General features: G+C 64.3%; 11 protein-coding genes and 1 pseudogene. 6 read left to right on the top strand and 6 right to left on the bottom strand.

What is annotated here, in order from left to right; genetic code table 11:
* The first annotated feature begins 7 nt into the window (after positions 1 to 7).
* Both ACCQ05_RS05485 and ACCQ05_RS05490 read left to right on the top strand, forming a co-directional pair.
* Positions 8 to 127 (top strand): pilus assembly protein, encoded by a 120-nt coding sequence (locus ACCQ05_RS05485; RefSeq protein ID WP_372393161.1) that lies wholly within the window; start codon positions 8 to 10, stop codon positions 125 to 127.
* A gap of 1,408 nt (positions 128 to 1,535) precedes the next feature.
* Positions 1,536 to 1,897 (top strand): annotated as a pseudogene (locus tag ACCQ05_RS05490) (transposase); the annotation flags it as partial.
* Positions 1,898 to 1,952: 55 nt separating this feature from the next.
* On the opposite strand, the gene ACCQ05_RS05495 reads toward ACCQ05_RS05490, so the two are convergent.
* Both ACCQ05_RS05495 and ACCQ05_RS05500 read right to left on the bottom strand, forming a co-directional pair.
* Positions 1,953 to 3,347 (bottom strand): sigma-54-dependent transcriptional regulator, encoded by a 1,395-nt coding sequence (locus ACCQ05_RS05495; RefSeq protein ID WP_228962908.1) that lies wholly within the window; start codon positions 3,345 to 3,347, stop codon positions 1,953 to 1,955.
* Between the two features lie 324 nt (positions 3,348 to 3,671).
* On the bottom strand, positions 3,672 to 5,285 hold the full coding sequence (locus ACCQ05_RS05500; RefSeq protein WP_372360354.1) for a sensor histidine kinase: 1,614 nt from the start codon (positions 5,283 to 5,285) through the stop codon (positions 3,672 to 3,674).
* 231 nt (positions 5,286 to 5,516) lie between these two features.
* On the opposite strand from ACCQ05_RS05500, the gene sucC reads away from it, so the two are divergent.
* Together sucC and sucD are read left to right on the top strand one after the other, a co-directional pair.
* Complete coding sequence (sucC, locus tag ACCQ05_RS05505; RefSeq protein ID WP_104539102.1) at positions 5,517 to 6,686, top strand: ADP-forming succinate--CoA ligase subunit beta; 1,170 nt, start codon at positions 5,517 to 5,519, stop codon at positions 6,684 to 6,686.
* Positions 6,687 to 6,710: 24 nt separating this feature from the next.
* Positions 6,711 to 7,586: a succinate--CoA ligase subunit alpha gene (gene sucD, locus ACCQ05_RS05510; protein WP_104539103.1), complete on the top strand. Its 876-nt coding sequence runs from the start codon at positions 6,711 to 6,713 to the stop codon at positions 7,584 to 7,586.
* Between the two features lie 92 nt (positions 7,587 to 7,678).
* On the opposite strand, the gene ACCQ05_RS05515 is transcribed toward sucD, so the two are convergent.
* Together ACCQ05_RS05515 and ACCQ05_RS05520 are read right to left on the bottom strand one after the other, a co-directional pair.
* Positions 7,679 to 7,849 (bottom strand): hypothetical protein, encoded by a 171-nt coding sequence (locus tag ACCQ05_RS05515; protein ID WP_372393162.1) that lies wholly within the window; start codon positions 7,847 to 7,849, stop codon positions 7,679 to 7,681.
* Positions 7,850 to 7,996: 147 nt separating this feature from the next.
* Complete coding sequence (locus ACCQ05_RS05520; protein ID WP_372360273.1) at positions 7,997 to 8,917, bottom strand: IS110 family transposase; 921 nt, start codon at positions 8,915 to 8,917, stop codon at positions 7,997 to 7,999.
* Between the two features lie 325 nt (positions 8,918 to 9,242).
* On the opposite strand from ACCQ05_RS05520, the gene ACCQ05_RS05525 reads away from it, so the two are divergent.
* A complete protein-coding gene (locus ACCQ05_RS05525) occupies positions 9,243 to 9,635 on the top strand; it encodes an endonuclease domain-containing protein (protein WP_372393945.1) in 393 nt (130 codons plus the stop codon).
* 1 nt (position 9,636) lies between these two features.
* On the top strand, positions 9,637 to 11,277 hold the full coding sequence (locus ACCQ05_RS05530; protein ID WP_372393163.1) for an NAD+ synthase: 1,641 nt from the start codon (positions 9,637 to 9,639) through the stop codon (positions 11,275 to 11,277).
* 18 nt (positions 11,278 to 11,295) lie between these two features.
* Here ACCQ05_RS05530 and ACCQ05_RS05535 read toward each other — a convergent pair whose 3' ends face one another.
* Both ACCQ05_RS05535 and ACCQ05_RS05540 read right to left on the bottom strand, forming a co-directional pair.
* Positions 11,296 to 12,267, bottom strand: coding sequence for a hypothetical protein (locus tag ACCQ05_RS05535; protein WP_372393164.1), 972 nt, complete (start codon positions 12,265 to 12,267; stop codon positions 11,296 to 11,298).
* A 322-nt stretch (positions 12,268 to 12,589) separates the two neighbouring features.
* Entirely contained in the window at positions 12,590 to 13,471 is an 882-nt protein-coding gene (locus tag ACCQ05_RS05540; RefSeq protein ID WP_228962719.1) for an outer membrane protein assembly factor BamD, read from the bottom strand.
* Between the last annotated feature and the right edge of the window lie 70 nt (positions 13,472 to 13,541).

Consider the following 13,541-nt stretch of genomic DNA (forward strand, 5'->3'; position numbering starts at 1 on the left):
CAATGCGATGCAGATCGCCGAGGCGGCGCAGAAGATCGGCATCCGCGATTTGCGGCAGTCGGCGTTGATGAAGGCTGCGCATGGGGTGACCAGCCTGGGCGAGATCAATCGGGTGTCCAAGGACTAGGCGCAGATTGCGTCGCACACAGCTCCTGCGCTTGCTTAACCGACGCGCCGGAAACAATTCTAGGTCAATGCCGCGTTATGAGATCACAGTGCCATCGGCAGGGCGCCCGGCAATGCGGGCAGCCGCACGTTCCTCTGCAAATGTCCTGAATTCCATCATGTTACATTGACGGGCCTACGTCATAGGGCCGTTTGTGAGTGAGCGATCACAAATAATTCCTTGCTGAGTTTTTTGCATTGACAATAGCTAAGTCGCGTTCTGATAATCCTTTCAATCGCAGCTGGTTTTGCAAGCATTTTTTTCTGATCTAAGCTTTCTTCGATTCGCGTGGTCTTGAAGGAGTTGCGTAATGATTAGGCTGAAAGTCTGTGGTTTCGTTGCCCTGGTGTGCGGATTGGCCTGTTTGGGTTCGGTGAATGCCGCAGTTCAAACCATTACGGCCAGTGCTCGCAATGGTGGTTCAACACAAGGGAGTGCGATAGCGTCAACGCTATCGGTTATAACCTGCACACAGGCAACAGGAGGTGGACAGGCAGGCACCTTTTGCTCGGTGCAAGCTCCAGGCTGGAATGGCGTTCTGTCAGTAGGTGAATCCATAGGTACCAATGCACCAGGTAACGTCGTCCTTAATTGCATTGGGTCCTATGCAGCGAGTGGCGGTGGTTTGAACTGCGCAGCAAGGATTGATGACACCACTTGCTCACCGGAGCAAACGATCTTTGGCTCTGCACGTAATGGTAGTTCGTTCCGCGGCTTGGCTCCGGTCAAATCTGCAGCCATCATCCAATGCACTCAGGCGTCGGGCAGCGTTACAGGTACCACCTGCGGTATACAGTCCCCAGGCTACAGTGGAAGTTTGACTCCTGGTCAGTCAGTTGCGTCAAATGGCCCGGGAACCGTGTCGCTATCGTGCGGCGGGCAATATTCGGCGAATGGTGGAGGTTTGTCCTGCTCTGCTCAGGTGAGCCAAGTTTGTCCTTGATCCAAGAGTGGAGCTTGCTGTAAGCGCCCTCAAGATGGTTGATTCGCCAAGGTCATCTTCATTCACTACGAATGCAGGGCGTAGTTCATAGGAGCTCAGGGCTTGTTGCGCTTGAGCTCCAATCCTTGAATTGTGCCGACATCAACTGAATCACACGATGTGGCCCGCGTGCCAGCGGTTGATCGATGGTATTGCTGGTTGGGCAGGAGTTTACTAGCCTGCATCAACGGCTCGATAGTGCTCCCCGCTGAGCAGTCTGCAGCGCCTCGTTCGTATCATGTGCAATAGACTCAAAGCGTTTTGCGCCCGAGATTCACGCGAAGGTATTGTGGTGTAACTGCTCGCCTTGTAGCTCCAGGGCCTGTCATCAGTTGTCAGAATAGGCGATGCTTGTCTCCCGTTCCTCCTTCATTTTTACCTTCCACCGATGCGCTGGGTAATCCAGTGGTCTTTCATCTGACCGCAGGCCAGGCATCGGATCTGGAAGGGGCAGATGCGTTGTTGCCGGACCTGTCAGTGGGTGCCTTGCTCGCCGATCGCGCCTACGACGCCCGGGCACGTGTCATCGAGCCGATGCAGCGGCTTGGCGCGCAGATCGTCATCCCCTCCCACCCGACCCGTAAGGTGCAGCGCGACTACGTCCGGGTGCTGTACAAGGATCGGCACCTGATCGAGAACTTCTTTGCCAAACTCAAGCAATACCGGGCCATCGCTACCCGATACGACAAGATGGCCTGCAGCTTCTTGAAGCGATCTGTTGGATCGCATCGGTCATCCTGCTCAATTGATGACGCGCCCTAGCGGCGGAATCGTTTGGAAGCAGACATCGCCATAAAGCGGCAGCTACTCCATCCCCAGCTTCTTGAGCTTGTAGCGCAGCGCCCGGAACGTGATGCCCAATTGGGCGGCAGTCTTGGTCTTGTTCCAGCGGTTTTCCTCCAGCGCTTTCTGGATCGCGGCACGCTCCAGTTGTTCGATGTAGGAGGGTAGGGCGGCCGAGGCAGGGTCGATGTCGACCACGGCTTCGCGTGGCTCGACTGCGGCGGCGCCGGGGCTGGCTGCCAGGCGGTGGCCGCCGTGGGCGGGCAGGCGCAGGTCGCTGGCGCTGATCTGGTCGTCCTCGGCCAGGGCCAGGGCGCGTTCGAGGATGTTTTCCAGCTCGCGGACGTTGCCGGGGAAGCCGTACTGGTCCAGCGCATCGAGTGCGGAGGGCGTGAGCAGGGGGATCGGGCGGCCGTGGCTATGCGCCAGCCGCGCGATGATGGCGGCGGCCAGCTGCGGCAGGTCGCCGCCGCGTTCGCGCAGCGGCGGCACGCGCAGTTCGATCACGTTGATGCGGTAGTACAGATCGTGCCGAAAGCGCCCATCGGAAACCAGGTCGCCCAGATCCTTGTGGGTGGCCGACAGGATGCGCACGTCCACCAGGGTTTCGCCGGAGGCGCCGACCGGGCGCACCGATTTTTCCTGGATCGCACGCAGCAGCTTGACCTGCATCTGCAGCGGCAGTTCGGCCACTTCGTCCAGGAACAAGGTGCCGCCATGCGCGGCCTGGAACAGGCCGGGTTTGTCGGCATGGGCGCCGGTGAAGCTGCCCTTCTTGTGGCCGAAGAACTCGCTTTCCATCAGTTCGGCAGGAATCGCGCCGCAGTTGACCGGCACGAAGGGGCCGGCGGCACGTGCGCCCTGTTCGTGGATGGTACGCGCGACCAGCTCCTTGCCCACGCCCGATTCGCCGACGATATAGACAGGTGCCTGGCTGCGCGCCACCTTGCCGATGGTGGCGCGCAGGCCTTCCATCGCCGTCGAATCGCCGAGCAGGCGGCTGGCCTGCTCCGGTGGCGGCGCAGGTGGGGCGGGACGGTCGCGGTTGTTCAATTCCAGCGCGTGTTTGACCAGGCCGCGCAGCACGCCGATGTCCACCGGTTTGCTGACGAAGTCGAAGGCGCCCGCCTTCAGGGCTTCCACTGCCAGGTCCATGCTGCCGAAGGCGGTGATCATCGCCACCGGTGTCTGCGGGTACTGCTTGGCGATCTCGGTGACCAGTTCGATGCCGTTGCCATCGGGCAGGCGCATGTCGGTCAGGCAGAGATCGTAGGGATTGTTGGCCAGCAGCTCGCGCGCTTCGGCCAGGTTGGCGGCGGTGCTGATGCGCAGGCCCATGCGGCCCAGGGTGAGAACAAGCAACTCGCGGATATCACGCTCGTCATCGACAACCAGGGCGCTTTTGGGTTCGTTCATGCTGCGCACGATAGCCCAGCGTGATGACTGTCGACAATTACCGCCTGGGTTGGAGGCCAACCATTCACCCACAGCGCGCGTGCATCGATACGGCGTTTCACCTGGCAGCAAGGGCGGGTGGCGGCTGGCAAAAAGGCGATGCCGAGGTGCTGCGCGCCGGAACGCATCCGCCTGTGCCAGCCTTGCATGTGCGGACCCTGCGCGATGGGCAAGCTGCGTGTTCTGCGGCGTCTGCGAGGTCGGCTACCGCGACCTGCTGCGGTCGATCGGCGCGTGCGGTCGATCTGATTGACCACCTGCCAGACCCCGCCAGCGGCCGCGCATCTACTTGCCAAGCAAGCCGTTTGGCCCCTGCAGCGAAATCCGGAAACACGCGCCGCCGCCGGGAACCGACACATACTCCAGTTGTGCCTGGTTGGCGCGGCAGAGTTCCTGGGCGATGTACAGGCCGAGCCCGGTGCCGTGCTCGGAGGTGGTGTAGAAGGGGCGGAACAGCTGCGCGGCAACCGTGTCCGGGATGCCGGGGCCGCGGTCGATCACATCGATGACGGCCATGCGGTCCTGCCGCTCCACCCGCAGCTTCACCCGCGCCGGCTCGTCCATCACCCGGCCATACTTGAGCGCGTTGTGGACCAGTGCGGTGAGGATCTGGTGCAGATGTTTCGGGTCGACCAGCGCGTGCACGGCGCTGCCCTGGATGCTGGCTTCCAGGATGTCGGTCTCCATCGACAGGGTCTGCCGATACTCGACCACGAAGCGGCGTACGAAGGCGGCCAGGTCCAGGTTTTCGGGATTGGCGCGCTCGCGGCGGGCCAGCCCGAGCACGCTTTCGACGATGCCGTTGGTGCGCTGGCACTGCTGGTTGATGATCTGCAGCAGGCGGCGGTCGGCATCGCCGATGTCCGGCGATTCTTCCAGCAACTGCGAGGCGTAGCTGATCGCCGCCAGCGGGTTGCGGATCTCATGCGCCAGGCTGGCCGAGAAGCGGCCCATGGCCGACAAGGTCAACGATTCGGCGCGGCGCGACACCACCGTGGCGTCATCCAGGAACACGAGCGCCAGGTCGCTGTCGGCCAGCAGGCGCACGAAACGGGGCTGCACCTCCGGGCGGTCCGCGCCCAGTTGCAGCGGGACTTCTTCCTGGCGCCAACCGCTGCGCCAGCGCTGCAGCCGGCGCGCCAGCTCCGGGGTGAGCGCCACCAGCGACAGGTCCACCGGCGTATTGCGCTGGTCGCCATCGCCCAGCAGGGCCACGGCCGCCTCGTTGGCCAGCGAGATGCGGTTGTGGGCATCCACCACCAGCACGCCGGTACGCATGCGCCGGATGATCAGCTCGTTGATCTCGTAGAGGTTGGCGACCTGGGCGCCGCGCTCTTCGGCCAGGACCTGGTTGCGCCGCGCGCGCGCGGCGATCTGTTCGCAGATGAAGGCCACCGCGACGTAGCTGGTGACGAACATCGCCAGCTCCGCCACCGGCCGATTGGCGCCGCCGCCTTCCAGCAGGGTCCACAGGTATTCCAGCACGATGGCGGCGCTGGCCAGTAGCGCGATGCTCATGCCGTAGCGCAGCCGCAACAGGGTTGCGGCGGCGGCCACGTTGAACAACAGCATCATCGCGATGCCGGCGCTGGCGCCAGGCAGGGCGTGCGTGGCCAGGGTTGCGGCCAGGATGTCGGCGACCACGGCGCATAGCACGGTGGCGGTGAGCCGGCGCTCGCTGCGCCCCCAGAACAGCAAGGGGATGGCCATGCATAGGTAGCCGATCGCCACTGCCGCCGCCAGGCGCGGGTAGCGTGGTTCGGGAATGGCATCGGACAAGGGGCTGAACACCAGGGCGGCGATCAGGCCCGCCACCAGCACCCGGTACAGCGAAAAGAAGTACAGCTCGCGCTGCGGCGCGGACTGGACCCGGGCGATGAGCGATGCGATGGATGTCAAGCCGATTTCCCGCCGGGACAAGCCGCGAGTATAGGCAGGTGCGGGGGATGCACAGTGCGTGGGCACATTGTCCGGCGGTGCGCAAGCGTGGCGATGGGGTGACCAATTCCGGCCAATTTTGCGCCGCAGGGCGTGGTCGGCCACAATAGGCGGCCCGTTCGCGTCCTGAGACGTGCCGCCCCGGCGGTCTGCGTTGCACGCAGCGGTCGTTTCCTTTTCCCACGGTGACGCATGAATTTCCACGAATACCAGTCAAAACAGCTGCTTGCCGAGTACGGCATCCCCGTTCCGGCCGGCAAGGTCGCGGCGACCCCGGACGAAGCGGTTGAAGTCGCCAATTCTCTGGGCCAGGGCCCCTGGATGGTGAAAGCGCAGATCCACGCGGGCGGCCGCGGCAAGGCTGGCGGCGTCAAGTTCTGCAAGACCACCGACGACGTGAAGGCCGCAGCGGCCAAGATGCTCGGCACCAAGATGTCGACCTACCAGACCGCCGGCGTCGAGTTGCCGGTCAACCTGGTGCTGGTGACCACCGCCGGCGAGATCGTCAAGGAGCTGTACCTGTCGATCCTGGTCGACCGCGGCACCAAGACCATCACCTACATCGCTTCGTCCGAAGGCGGCGTGGAGATCGAGCAGGTCGCGGCCGAAACGCCGGAGCTGATCCACTCGCTCAACGTCGATTTCGTCGAAGGCGTGCAGGGCTACCACGGCCGCGATTTCGGCTTCAAGCTGGGCCTCAATGCCAAGCAGGCCGGCCAGTTCGCCAGCATCATGGTGAACCTGTACCGCCTGTTCAACGAAAAGGACCTGGCGCTGGTCGAGATCAACCCGCTGGCGATCCTGGACGACGGCAACCTGTACGCGCTGGACGGCAAGTTCGACAGCGACGACAACGCCGCGTTCCGTCAGAAGCAGCTGGTCGCCATGCGCGACAAGACGCAGGAAGACGAGACCGAAGTGACCGCCTCGGAGCTGGACATCAACTACGTCACCATGGACGGCAATATTGGCTGCATGGTCAACGGCGCCGGCCTGGCCATGGCCACCATGGACGTGATCAAGCTCAATGGCGGCGAGCCGGCGAACTTCCTGGACGTGGGCGGCGGTGCGAACAAGCAGCGCGTCATCGAGGCGTTCAAGCTGATCCTGTCTTCGGACAAGGTCGAAGGCATCTTCGTCAACATCTTCGGCGGCATCGTCCGCTGCGACATGATTGCCGAAGGCATCATCGCCGCGGTCAAGGAAGTGGGCGTCAAGGTTCCGGTCGTGGTGCGCCTGGAAGGCACCAATGTGGAAGAAGGCAAGCAGCTGCTGCGCGACAGCGGCATGGCCATCATCCCGGCCGACAACATCAACGACGGTGCCAAGAAGGTCGTCGAAGCTGTCAAGAACGCCGCCTGATTCACGACACCGAAGGAACTATCCATGTCCGTTTTGATTAACAAGAACACCAAGGTGATCGTGCAGGGCTTCACCGGCCAGCAGGGCACCTTCCACGCCACCCAGATGGTCGAGTACGGCACCCAGGTCGTCGGCGGCGTGACGCCCGGCAAGGGCGGCACCACCCATATCGACCTGCCGGTGTTCAACACCGTGGCCGACGCCGTGAAGGCTACCGGCGCCGATGCGTCGGTGATCTACGTGCCGCCGCCGTACGCGGCCGACGCGATCCTGGAAGCGGCTGCGGCCGGCATCAAGGTCATCGTCTGCATCACCGAAGGCATCCCGGTGCTGGACATGCTGCGCGTCAAGAACGTGCTGACCCGTTCGCATCCGGACACCGTGCTGATCGGGCCGAACTGCCCCGGCGTGATCACTCCGGGCGAGTGCAAGATCGGTATCATGCCGGGCCACATTCACAAGCCGGGCAAGATCGGCATCGTGTCGCGTTCGGGCACCCTGACCTATGAAGCGGTCAAGCAGACCACCGAAGTGGGCCTGGGCCAGAGCACCTGCATCGGCATCGGTGGCGACCCGATCAACGGCCTGAACTTCGTCGACTGCCTCAAGCTGTTCAACGAAGACCCGCAGACCGAAGGCATCATCATGGTCGGCGAAATCGGCGGCGACGCCGAGGAAGCCGGTGCCGAGTACATCAAGAACCACGTCAAGAAGCCGGTGGTCGGCTTCATCGCCGGTGCTTCTGCTCCGGCCGGCAAGCGCATGGGCCACGCCGGTGCGATCGCATCGGGCGGCAAGGGCACTGCCGAAGGCAAGTTCGCGGCGATGGAAGCGGCCGGCGTCAAGACCGTCCGTTCGCCGGGCGATCTGGGTGCGGCGATCGCTGCGCTGGTGAAGTAAGCACGTCGCCACGCGCGCAAGCGTGTGAGCGTGTGAGCGTTGGAGAGGCCGCCTTCGGGCGGCCTTTTTTGTGGGCGTTTGAGAGCATTCCCTCATCCGCCCTTCGGGCACCTTCTCCCGCAGGCGGGAGAAGGGAGCAACGGCAATATCGAGAGCAATAGCAGCAACAGCAGGAGCAACAGCAGGAGCAACAGCAGCAGGAGCAACAGCAGCAGGAGCAACAGCAGCAGGAGCAACAGCAGCAGGAGCAACAGCAGGAGCAACTGCTGAGATCCTGTTTCCTAGGAATGCCAGGTTGGTCATGGCCTGCTTGATCGAGCGATTGCGCCACGTTCGTGCAGCTACCGCTGCCCAAGCCCCCGCCGGCTGCGACATCCCCTCTCCCGCGTGCGGGAGAGCAACTGTCTTGATCAACCGGCGGCGTCAGCCGCCAGTTGATCTCGCATCTTGGCGTTGAGGATGACCAGCAGCTTGCGCATTGCCGCGACCAGGGCCACTTTGCCGGCCTTCCCGCGCTCACGCAGCCGTTGGTAAAAGTCGCGCAGTGCCGGGTTGAAGCGCACCGCCACCAGCGTCGCCATGTACAGCACCTGGCGCACGCAGGCCCGTCCACCCCAGATGTGGCGGACCCCGCGCATCAGGCCGCTATCGCGTGCCAGCGGCGCCACCCCGACCAGCTTGCCGATCGCCTTGCCGGTCAAGCGGCCCAACTCCGGCAACTGCGCCGCCAGGCTCGCCAACAGGACCGGGCCGACCCCTTTGACCTGACGCAGCACCTCCAGCTCCGCACGTGCAGCCACCTGCTGGGCAATGCGCGCGTCCAATTCACTTAACTGCTGCTGCCATTGCCGTAAACCGCAGTGCGCCTGCTCCTTGAGCCACGCATCGCTCAGTTGGGACACCTGCTGGCGCTGCTGCTGCACCAGCGCCAGGACCTGCATGCGGCGCTGCTGGTAGGCGCGCAACCTCCGGCGCCAGTCCTCCAGCGGCTGATAGCGCCTCAAGCTCAGCACTGCTGCCATCTGCGCCAGCACCCGTGCATCCAGCTGATCGGTCTTGGACAGTTGCCCGGTTGCCCGGGCAAAGTCGCGCCCTTGCCGAGGATTGATGCGCACCACCGGCAGGCCGGCCGCATGCAATGCGTCCAGCGCCATCTGCTCATAGTTGCCGGTTGCCTCCAGCACCACCTGATGCAGCTCCATGGATCCCAGCCAGGCGCACACCTGGCGCAGGCCCGCAGCGTTGTTGGCAAAGCGCCGCCCCTGACGCAGCTGGTGAATATGGACATCCAGCCACTGCTTGCAGACATCGATTCCTGCACTGTCGTTCATGGATAACTCCGCTATGCTCCAAGGGTCGAGAGCTCTCCTGTGCAGCCCAGCCTTATCGTTACGAGCGCCTACTCGAGCAACTGTTCGGGCGTTTGCCAGGAGATTCCGGCGTGGCGACCTCGCTCTCCCGCGGTCACTCAGACCTGTGGGCTATCGGTCGACCACGCCGGCTCTCGACGCCTAATCTGGCAGATCGCCAAGAGATAAGGGGTTGGGGTGAGGGCGCCTTCCACGCAGGGAACTCCGACGCCAAAGCGCCATCAACCCCGATAGTGCCACCGGACGGTACGAGCCAACCTTGACCATCCTCCTGCCGGGAATGTCCATGCGCCCTGCCGCCAAGACCGGATTCGCCAAGCATCTGCGTCGCGAGATGACCGCAGCCGAGCGCGCGCTCTGGTACCGGTTGCGAGATCGACGCCTGCTCGGCTTCAAGTTCCGCCGTCAGTGTCCCATCGGGCCCTATATCGTCGATTTCGTCTGCCTCGCCCGGGCATTGGTCGTCGAAATCGACGGTAGCCAGCACCTGCTGCCCGACGCGGACGCCGCGCGCGATGCCTTCCTGCGCAGCGAGGGCTTCCAGGTGCTGCGCTTCTGGAATAATGCAGTTCTGGCCAGCGGCGAGGACGTCTGCGAGATGATCGCGCGAGGTCTGCTTGCGGCTCGTTCCTCCCTTTCCGCTTCCGTGCTTCGGAAAACACACGCACAAGGCCGCTGACATGTCCCAGACGCTCCGCATCGCCATGGCCCAGTTCGACTTCCCGGTCGGCGCGGTGGCCCAGAACACCGGTCGCATCATCGACTTCATCGCAGCCGCACGCGACGAGTTCGATGCGGACATCGTGCTGTTTCCCGAGCTGGCGATCAGCGGCTACCCGCCGGAAGACCTGCTGCTGCGCCCGGGTTTTCTGGCCCATTGCGAGCAGGCGCTGGCGCGGATCGCGGCGGCCACGCGCGGCATCGTCGCCGTGGTCGGTTGGCCGCAGAGCGCCGGCAGCGTGGTGTACAACGCCGCCAGCGTGCTGCGCGATGGCCGGATCGAGGCGACCTACCGCAAGCGCGAGCTGCCCAACTATGCCGTGTTCGACGAACGCCGCTATTTCGACGTGGATCCGGAGGGCGACGACTGTGTGGTCACGGTCAAGGGCGTGCAGGTAGGGGTGGTGATCTGCGAGGACCTGTGGTTCGCCGAGCCACTGGCGAAAACCGTGCAGGCCGGTGCCGAGCTGGTGCTGGTGCCCAACGCCTCGCCGTACGAGCGCGGCAAGCACGCGCAGCGCGATGCGCTGCTGGCCGAGCGCACCCGCGAGAGCGGGGCGGCGATTGCCTATCTCAATGTGGTCGGTGGCCAGGACGCGCTGGTGTTCGATGGCGCCTCGGTGGTGGCCGACGGCAACGGCACCGTGCACCCGGCCGCTGCCGCGTTCGTGGACCAGTGGCTGGTGGTGGACTATGCCGCCGACGAGCGTAGCTTCACCCCGGTGGTCTGGGTGGACGATGGCGACGAAAGCATGGATGCGCTGGCCTGGCGCGCGGTGGTGCGGGGCCTGCAGGACTATTGCCGCAAGAATGGTTTCGGCAAGGTGTGGCTGGGTCTGTCCGGCGGTATCGACTCTGCCCTGGTGCTGGCAATGGCGGTGGACGCCCTGGGCGCCGACAACGTTACCGCGGTGCGGCTGCCCTCGCGCTACACCGCGAACCTGTCCAACGATCTGGCCGATGAGCAGTGCCGCGCGCTGGGCGTGAAGCTGGAAACCGTTGCGATCGCGCCGGTGTTCGAGGGGCTGCTTGCCGCACTGGGGCCGATGTTCGAAGGCACCCAGCCGGACATCACCGAAGAGAACCTGCAGTCGCGCAGTCGCGGGGTGATCCTGATGGCGCTGTCCAACAAGTTCGGCGGGCTGTTGCTGACCACCGGCAACAAGAGCGAATATGCGGTGGGCTACGCCACCATCTATGGCGACATGTGCGGTGGCTATGCGCCTCTCAAGGATCTATATAAGACCGAAGTGTTCGGCCTGGCCAAATGGCGCAACACGGTGGGTGGCGCGCCGGTGATCCCGCCGGCGGTGATCTCGCGGCCGCCGTCGGCCGAGCTGCGCGACAACCAGACCGACCAGGATTCGCTGCCGCCCTACGATGTGCTCGACGGCATCCTGTACCGCTACGTCGATCAGGAGCAGTCGCGCGACGACATCGTGGCTGCCGGGTATGCGGCCGACACGGTGGAGCATGTGTTGCGGCTGGTGCGCATCAACGAATGGAAGCGCCACCAGGCCGCGCCGGGGCCGAAGGTGTCGCGGCGTGCGTTCGGGCGTGAACGTCGCTATCCGATCACCAACGGCTATTTCGGGCAGTAGCCGGATCGGCGATTCCGCTCAGTCCTCCGGCGCATCGGCTACCGCTGCGGCGGCAGGTGGCTGGGCGAAGCGGGTGAGCAGGTCCAGCGTTGGCTTGGGCCGTGTCAGGTCGTACATCAGGCCGAAGTGGCCTTCGACGCCAGGGATGGTGGTTTGGTCCAGCAGCTCGTAGACGTTCACCTCGGCCACCACGTCGGCATAGCGGTCGCGCACGGTGCGTAACAGCTGGGCCAGGCTGTCGTAGCAGCCGCGGTCGCCTTCTGTGCCGCCGCTGACATTGCCGGTGTAGACCTCGGCGCAGTTGAGCTCGTTGAAGAACACCGGCGTGTTGTAGGTCTGCGCGGCTGCGCGCAGCTGGCCCAGATACAGCTCTGTCCAGTAGCCCGCATCGTGATGGAAGGCGTAATAGTGGAAGCTGATGTGGTCGAAGGCAAAGCCGGCCGCCCTGGCCTTGGCCAGGAACCAGAGTGAGCCGTTGCGATCGCCGGGGCAGCGCGCGGTGGCGCTGTGATCGTCGCTGTTGCAGGCGGTGATGTTGATGGTGAAGCGCAACCCGGCACCCAGCTCGTTGGATGCCTGCCGCATGCCCTGGTACATCGTGGTCATCGCCGCGATCCTGGTATCGGCCTCTGCACGCACCAGATCCTGCTCGTTGCCGATCTCCCAGACCTTGATGTCGGCGGCATAGCGGCGCGCCAACCGATAGCCGATCTCGCGCGACATCGGGTAGACCATCGGGCGCAAGGTGATGCCATACCTGCGTGCGAGCGGAACCAGTGCATCGAGGGTGGTGTAATCGCGCGGATCCACGTCGAAGCGGTAGCTGCGCAGGTTGCGCGCAGCCAGCAGCTTGAAGCGGGCCTCTGCCTGCGTCATGGCATAAGCGGGCCGGTTGTCGTGGGCATTGACGCCGTAGACGATGGGGGCGGCCTGGGTGGTCGCCGCCGATAGCAGCAGGCTGAGCGCAAACAGGATCCGGTGAGCAGACATGCAGCCTCCTTGTCGCGAGCCGGCAGGATGTCGAAGCGTCTTCGAGTCAGCAGTATAGGAAGCCTTGCCACGCCGTTCGGTGACCTGGTACCGGGTCCGGGACACGCGGCATGAAGCCGGCGCGGGATGCGATGCCCGCCTGGACCACGCCGCGCGACTGCGCGCACGCGGTGCGCGTACATGCATCTTCCGCCCAGAGCACATGGCGCCTGCCACGCGGAGTGGTCCTATCGATCAGGTGCCTGCATTGCACCGCCTGCCGGCACTGCAGCAATAAAAAAGGGGCCTTGCGGCCCCTTTCATGACATCGACGGCCGATGGCTCAATCGCGATTCATCTGTGCGTTGCGCTGCCCGGTGGCGGCGGACTTTTCGCCGGCAAACGGGTTGAGCTTGCGGATGGCCCAGGGATACTTCGGCCAATCGCCGCTCAGCCACGGGTGCTGCGGGCTGTTGAGTTCGAGCACGCGGCGCGCGTCGGCGGCCAGGGTCTTGTTGCCCAGATGGGTGTAGGCCTCGGCCAGCACCGCCACTGCGTCGTACTGGTAAGCGCTCTGAGGATAGGTTTCCAGCAGGTAGTTGGCGCGGCCGGCAGCCGACACCCAGGCATTGCGGCGCAGGTAGTACAGCGCGTTGTCCAGCTCGTGCTGGGCGAAGATGTCGCGCAGCTCGATCATCCGCTTGCGCGCATCGGCGGCGTAGCGGCTGTTCGGGTAGCGGTCGGTGACGGTGTTGAAGTCGTTGTAGGCCTGCTGCGGCGACGACAGGTCGCGGCGGCTCGGGTCCAGCGACCACACCCGGCGCAGGAACACCGTGTCGCGGTTACTGTTGGCCAGCCCGCGCAGGTAGTACAGGTAGGCGATGTTGCGATGGGTCGGGTAGGTGCGGATGAAGCGGTCGACGCTGGACACGGTGTCGTCGTGCTTGCCGGCCTTGTACTGCGCGTAGGCGCTTTCGATCATCGCCTGTTCGGTGTACGGGCCATACGGGTACTGGGCCTGCAGGCGCTTGAAGCTGGCTTCGGCGCCGGCCCAGTTGCCTTTCTCCATCAGCTCATGGGCCTTGCCGTAGAGTTGCTCGACCGGCATGCCCTCGTCGGGATTCTTGTCCTTGGCGCCGCGGTGGCAGCCGGTGACGACGAACGCCATGACCAGCATGAGGGCAATCAGGCGCGCAGGCGCGGAAAACGTGGACCGTCGGATCATGGGTCTGGGCAGGACGCATCAGGAAAACGAAAGGGCGATGATAGCCTAGTGGCCTGTCCGGCGACTGACT

It is taken from the genome of Xanthomonas sp. NCPPB 3582 (assembly GCF_041475735.2).
In the GTDB taxonomy this organism is placed as follows: Bacteria; Pseudomonadota; Gammaproteobacteria; order Xanthomonadales; family Xanthomonadaceae; genus Xanthomonas; species Xanthomonas codiaei.

Excerpts from the sequence above, each read along its gene's own strand:
- ACCQ05_RS05530 (WP_372393163.1), top strand. The coding sequence starts at position 9,637 with ATGTCCCAGACGCTCCGCATCGCCATGGCCCAGTTCGACTTCCCGGTC.
- sucD (WP_104539103.1), top strand. The coding sequence starts at position 6,711 with ATGTCCGTTTTGATTAACAAGAACACCAAGGTGATCGTGCAGGGCTTC.
- ACCQ05_RS05485 (WP_372393161.1), top strand. The coding sequence starts at position 8 with ATGCAGATCGCCGAGGCGGCGCAGAAGATCGGCATCCGCGATTTGCGG.
- ACCQ05_RS05520 (WP_372360273.1), bottom strand. The coding sequence starts at position 8,917 with ATGAACGACAGTGCAGGAATCGATGTCTGCAAGCAGTGGCTGGATGTC.
- ACCQ05_RS05495 (WP_228962908.1), bottom strand. The coding sequence starts at position 3,347 with ATGAACGAACCCAAAAGCGCCCTGGTTGTCGATGACGAGCGTGATATC.
- sucC (WP_104539102.1), top strand. The coding sequence starts at position 5,517 with ATGAATTTCCACGAATACCAGTCAAAACAGCTGCTTGCCGAGTACGGC.
- ACCQ05_RS05540 (WP_228962719.1), bottom strand. The coding sequence starts at position 13,471 with ATGATCCGACGGTCCACGTTTTCCGCGCCTGCGCGCCTGATTGCCCTC.
- ACCQ05_RS05525 (WP_372393945.1), top strand. The coding sequence starts at position 9,243 with ATGCGCCCTGCCGCCAAGACCGGATTCGCCAAGCATCTGCGTCGCGAG.
- ACCQ05_RS05535 (WP_372393164.1), bottom strand. The coding sequence starts at position 12,267 with ATGTCTGCTCACCGGATCCTGTTTGCGCTCAGCCTGCTGCTATCGGCG.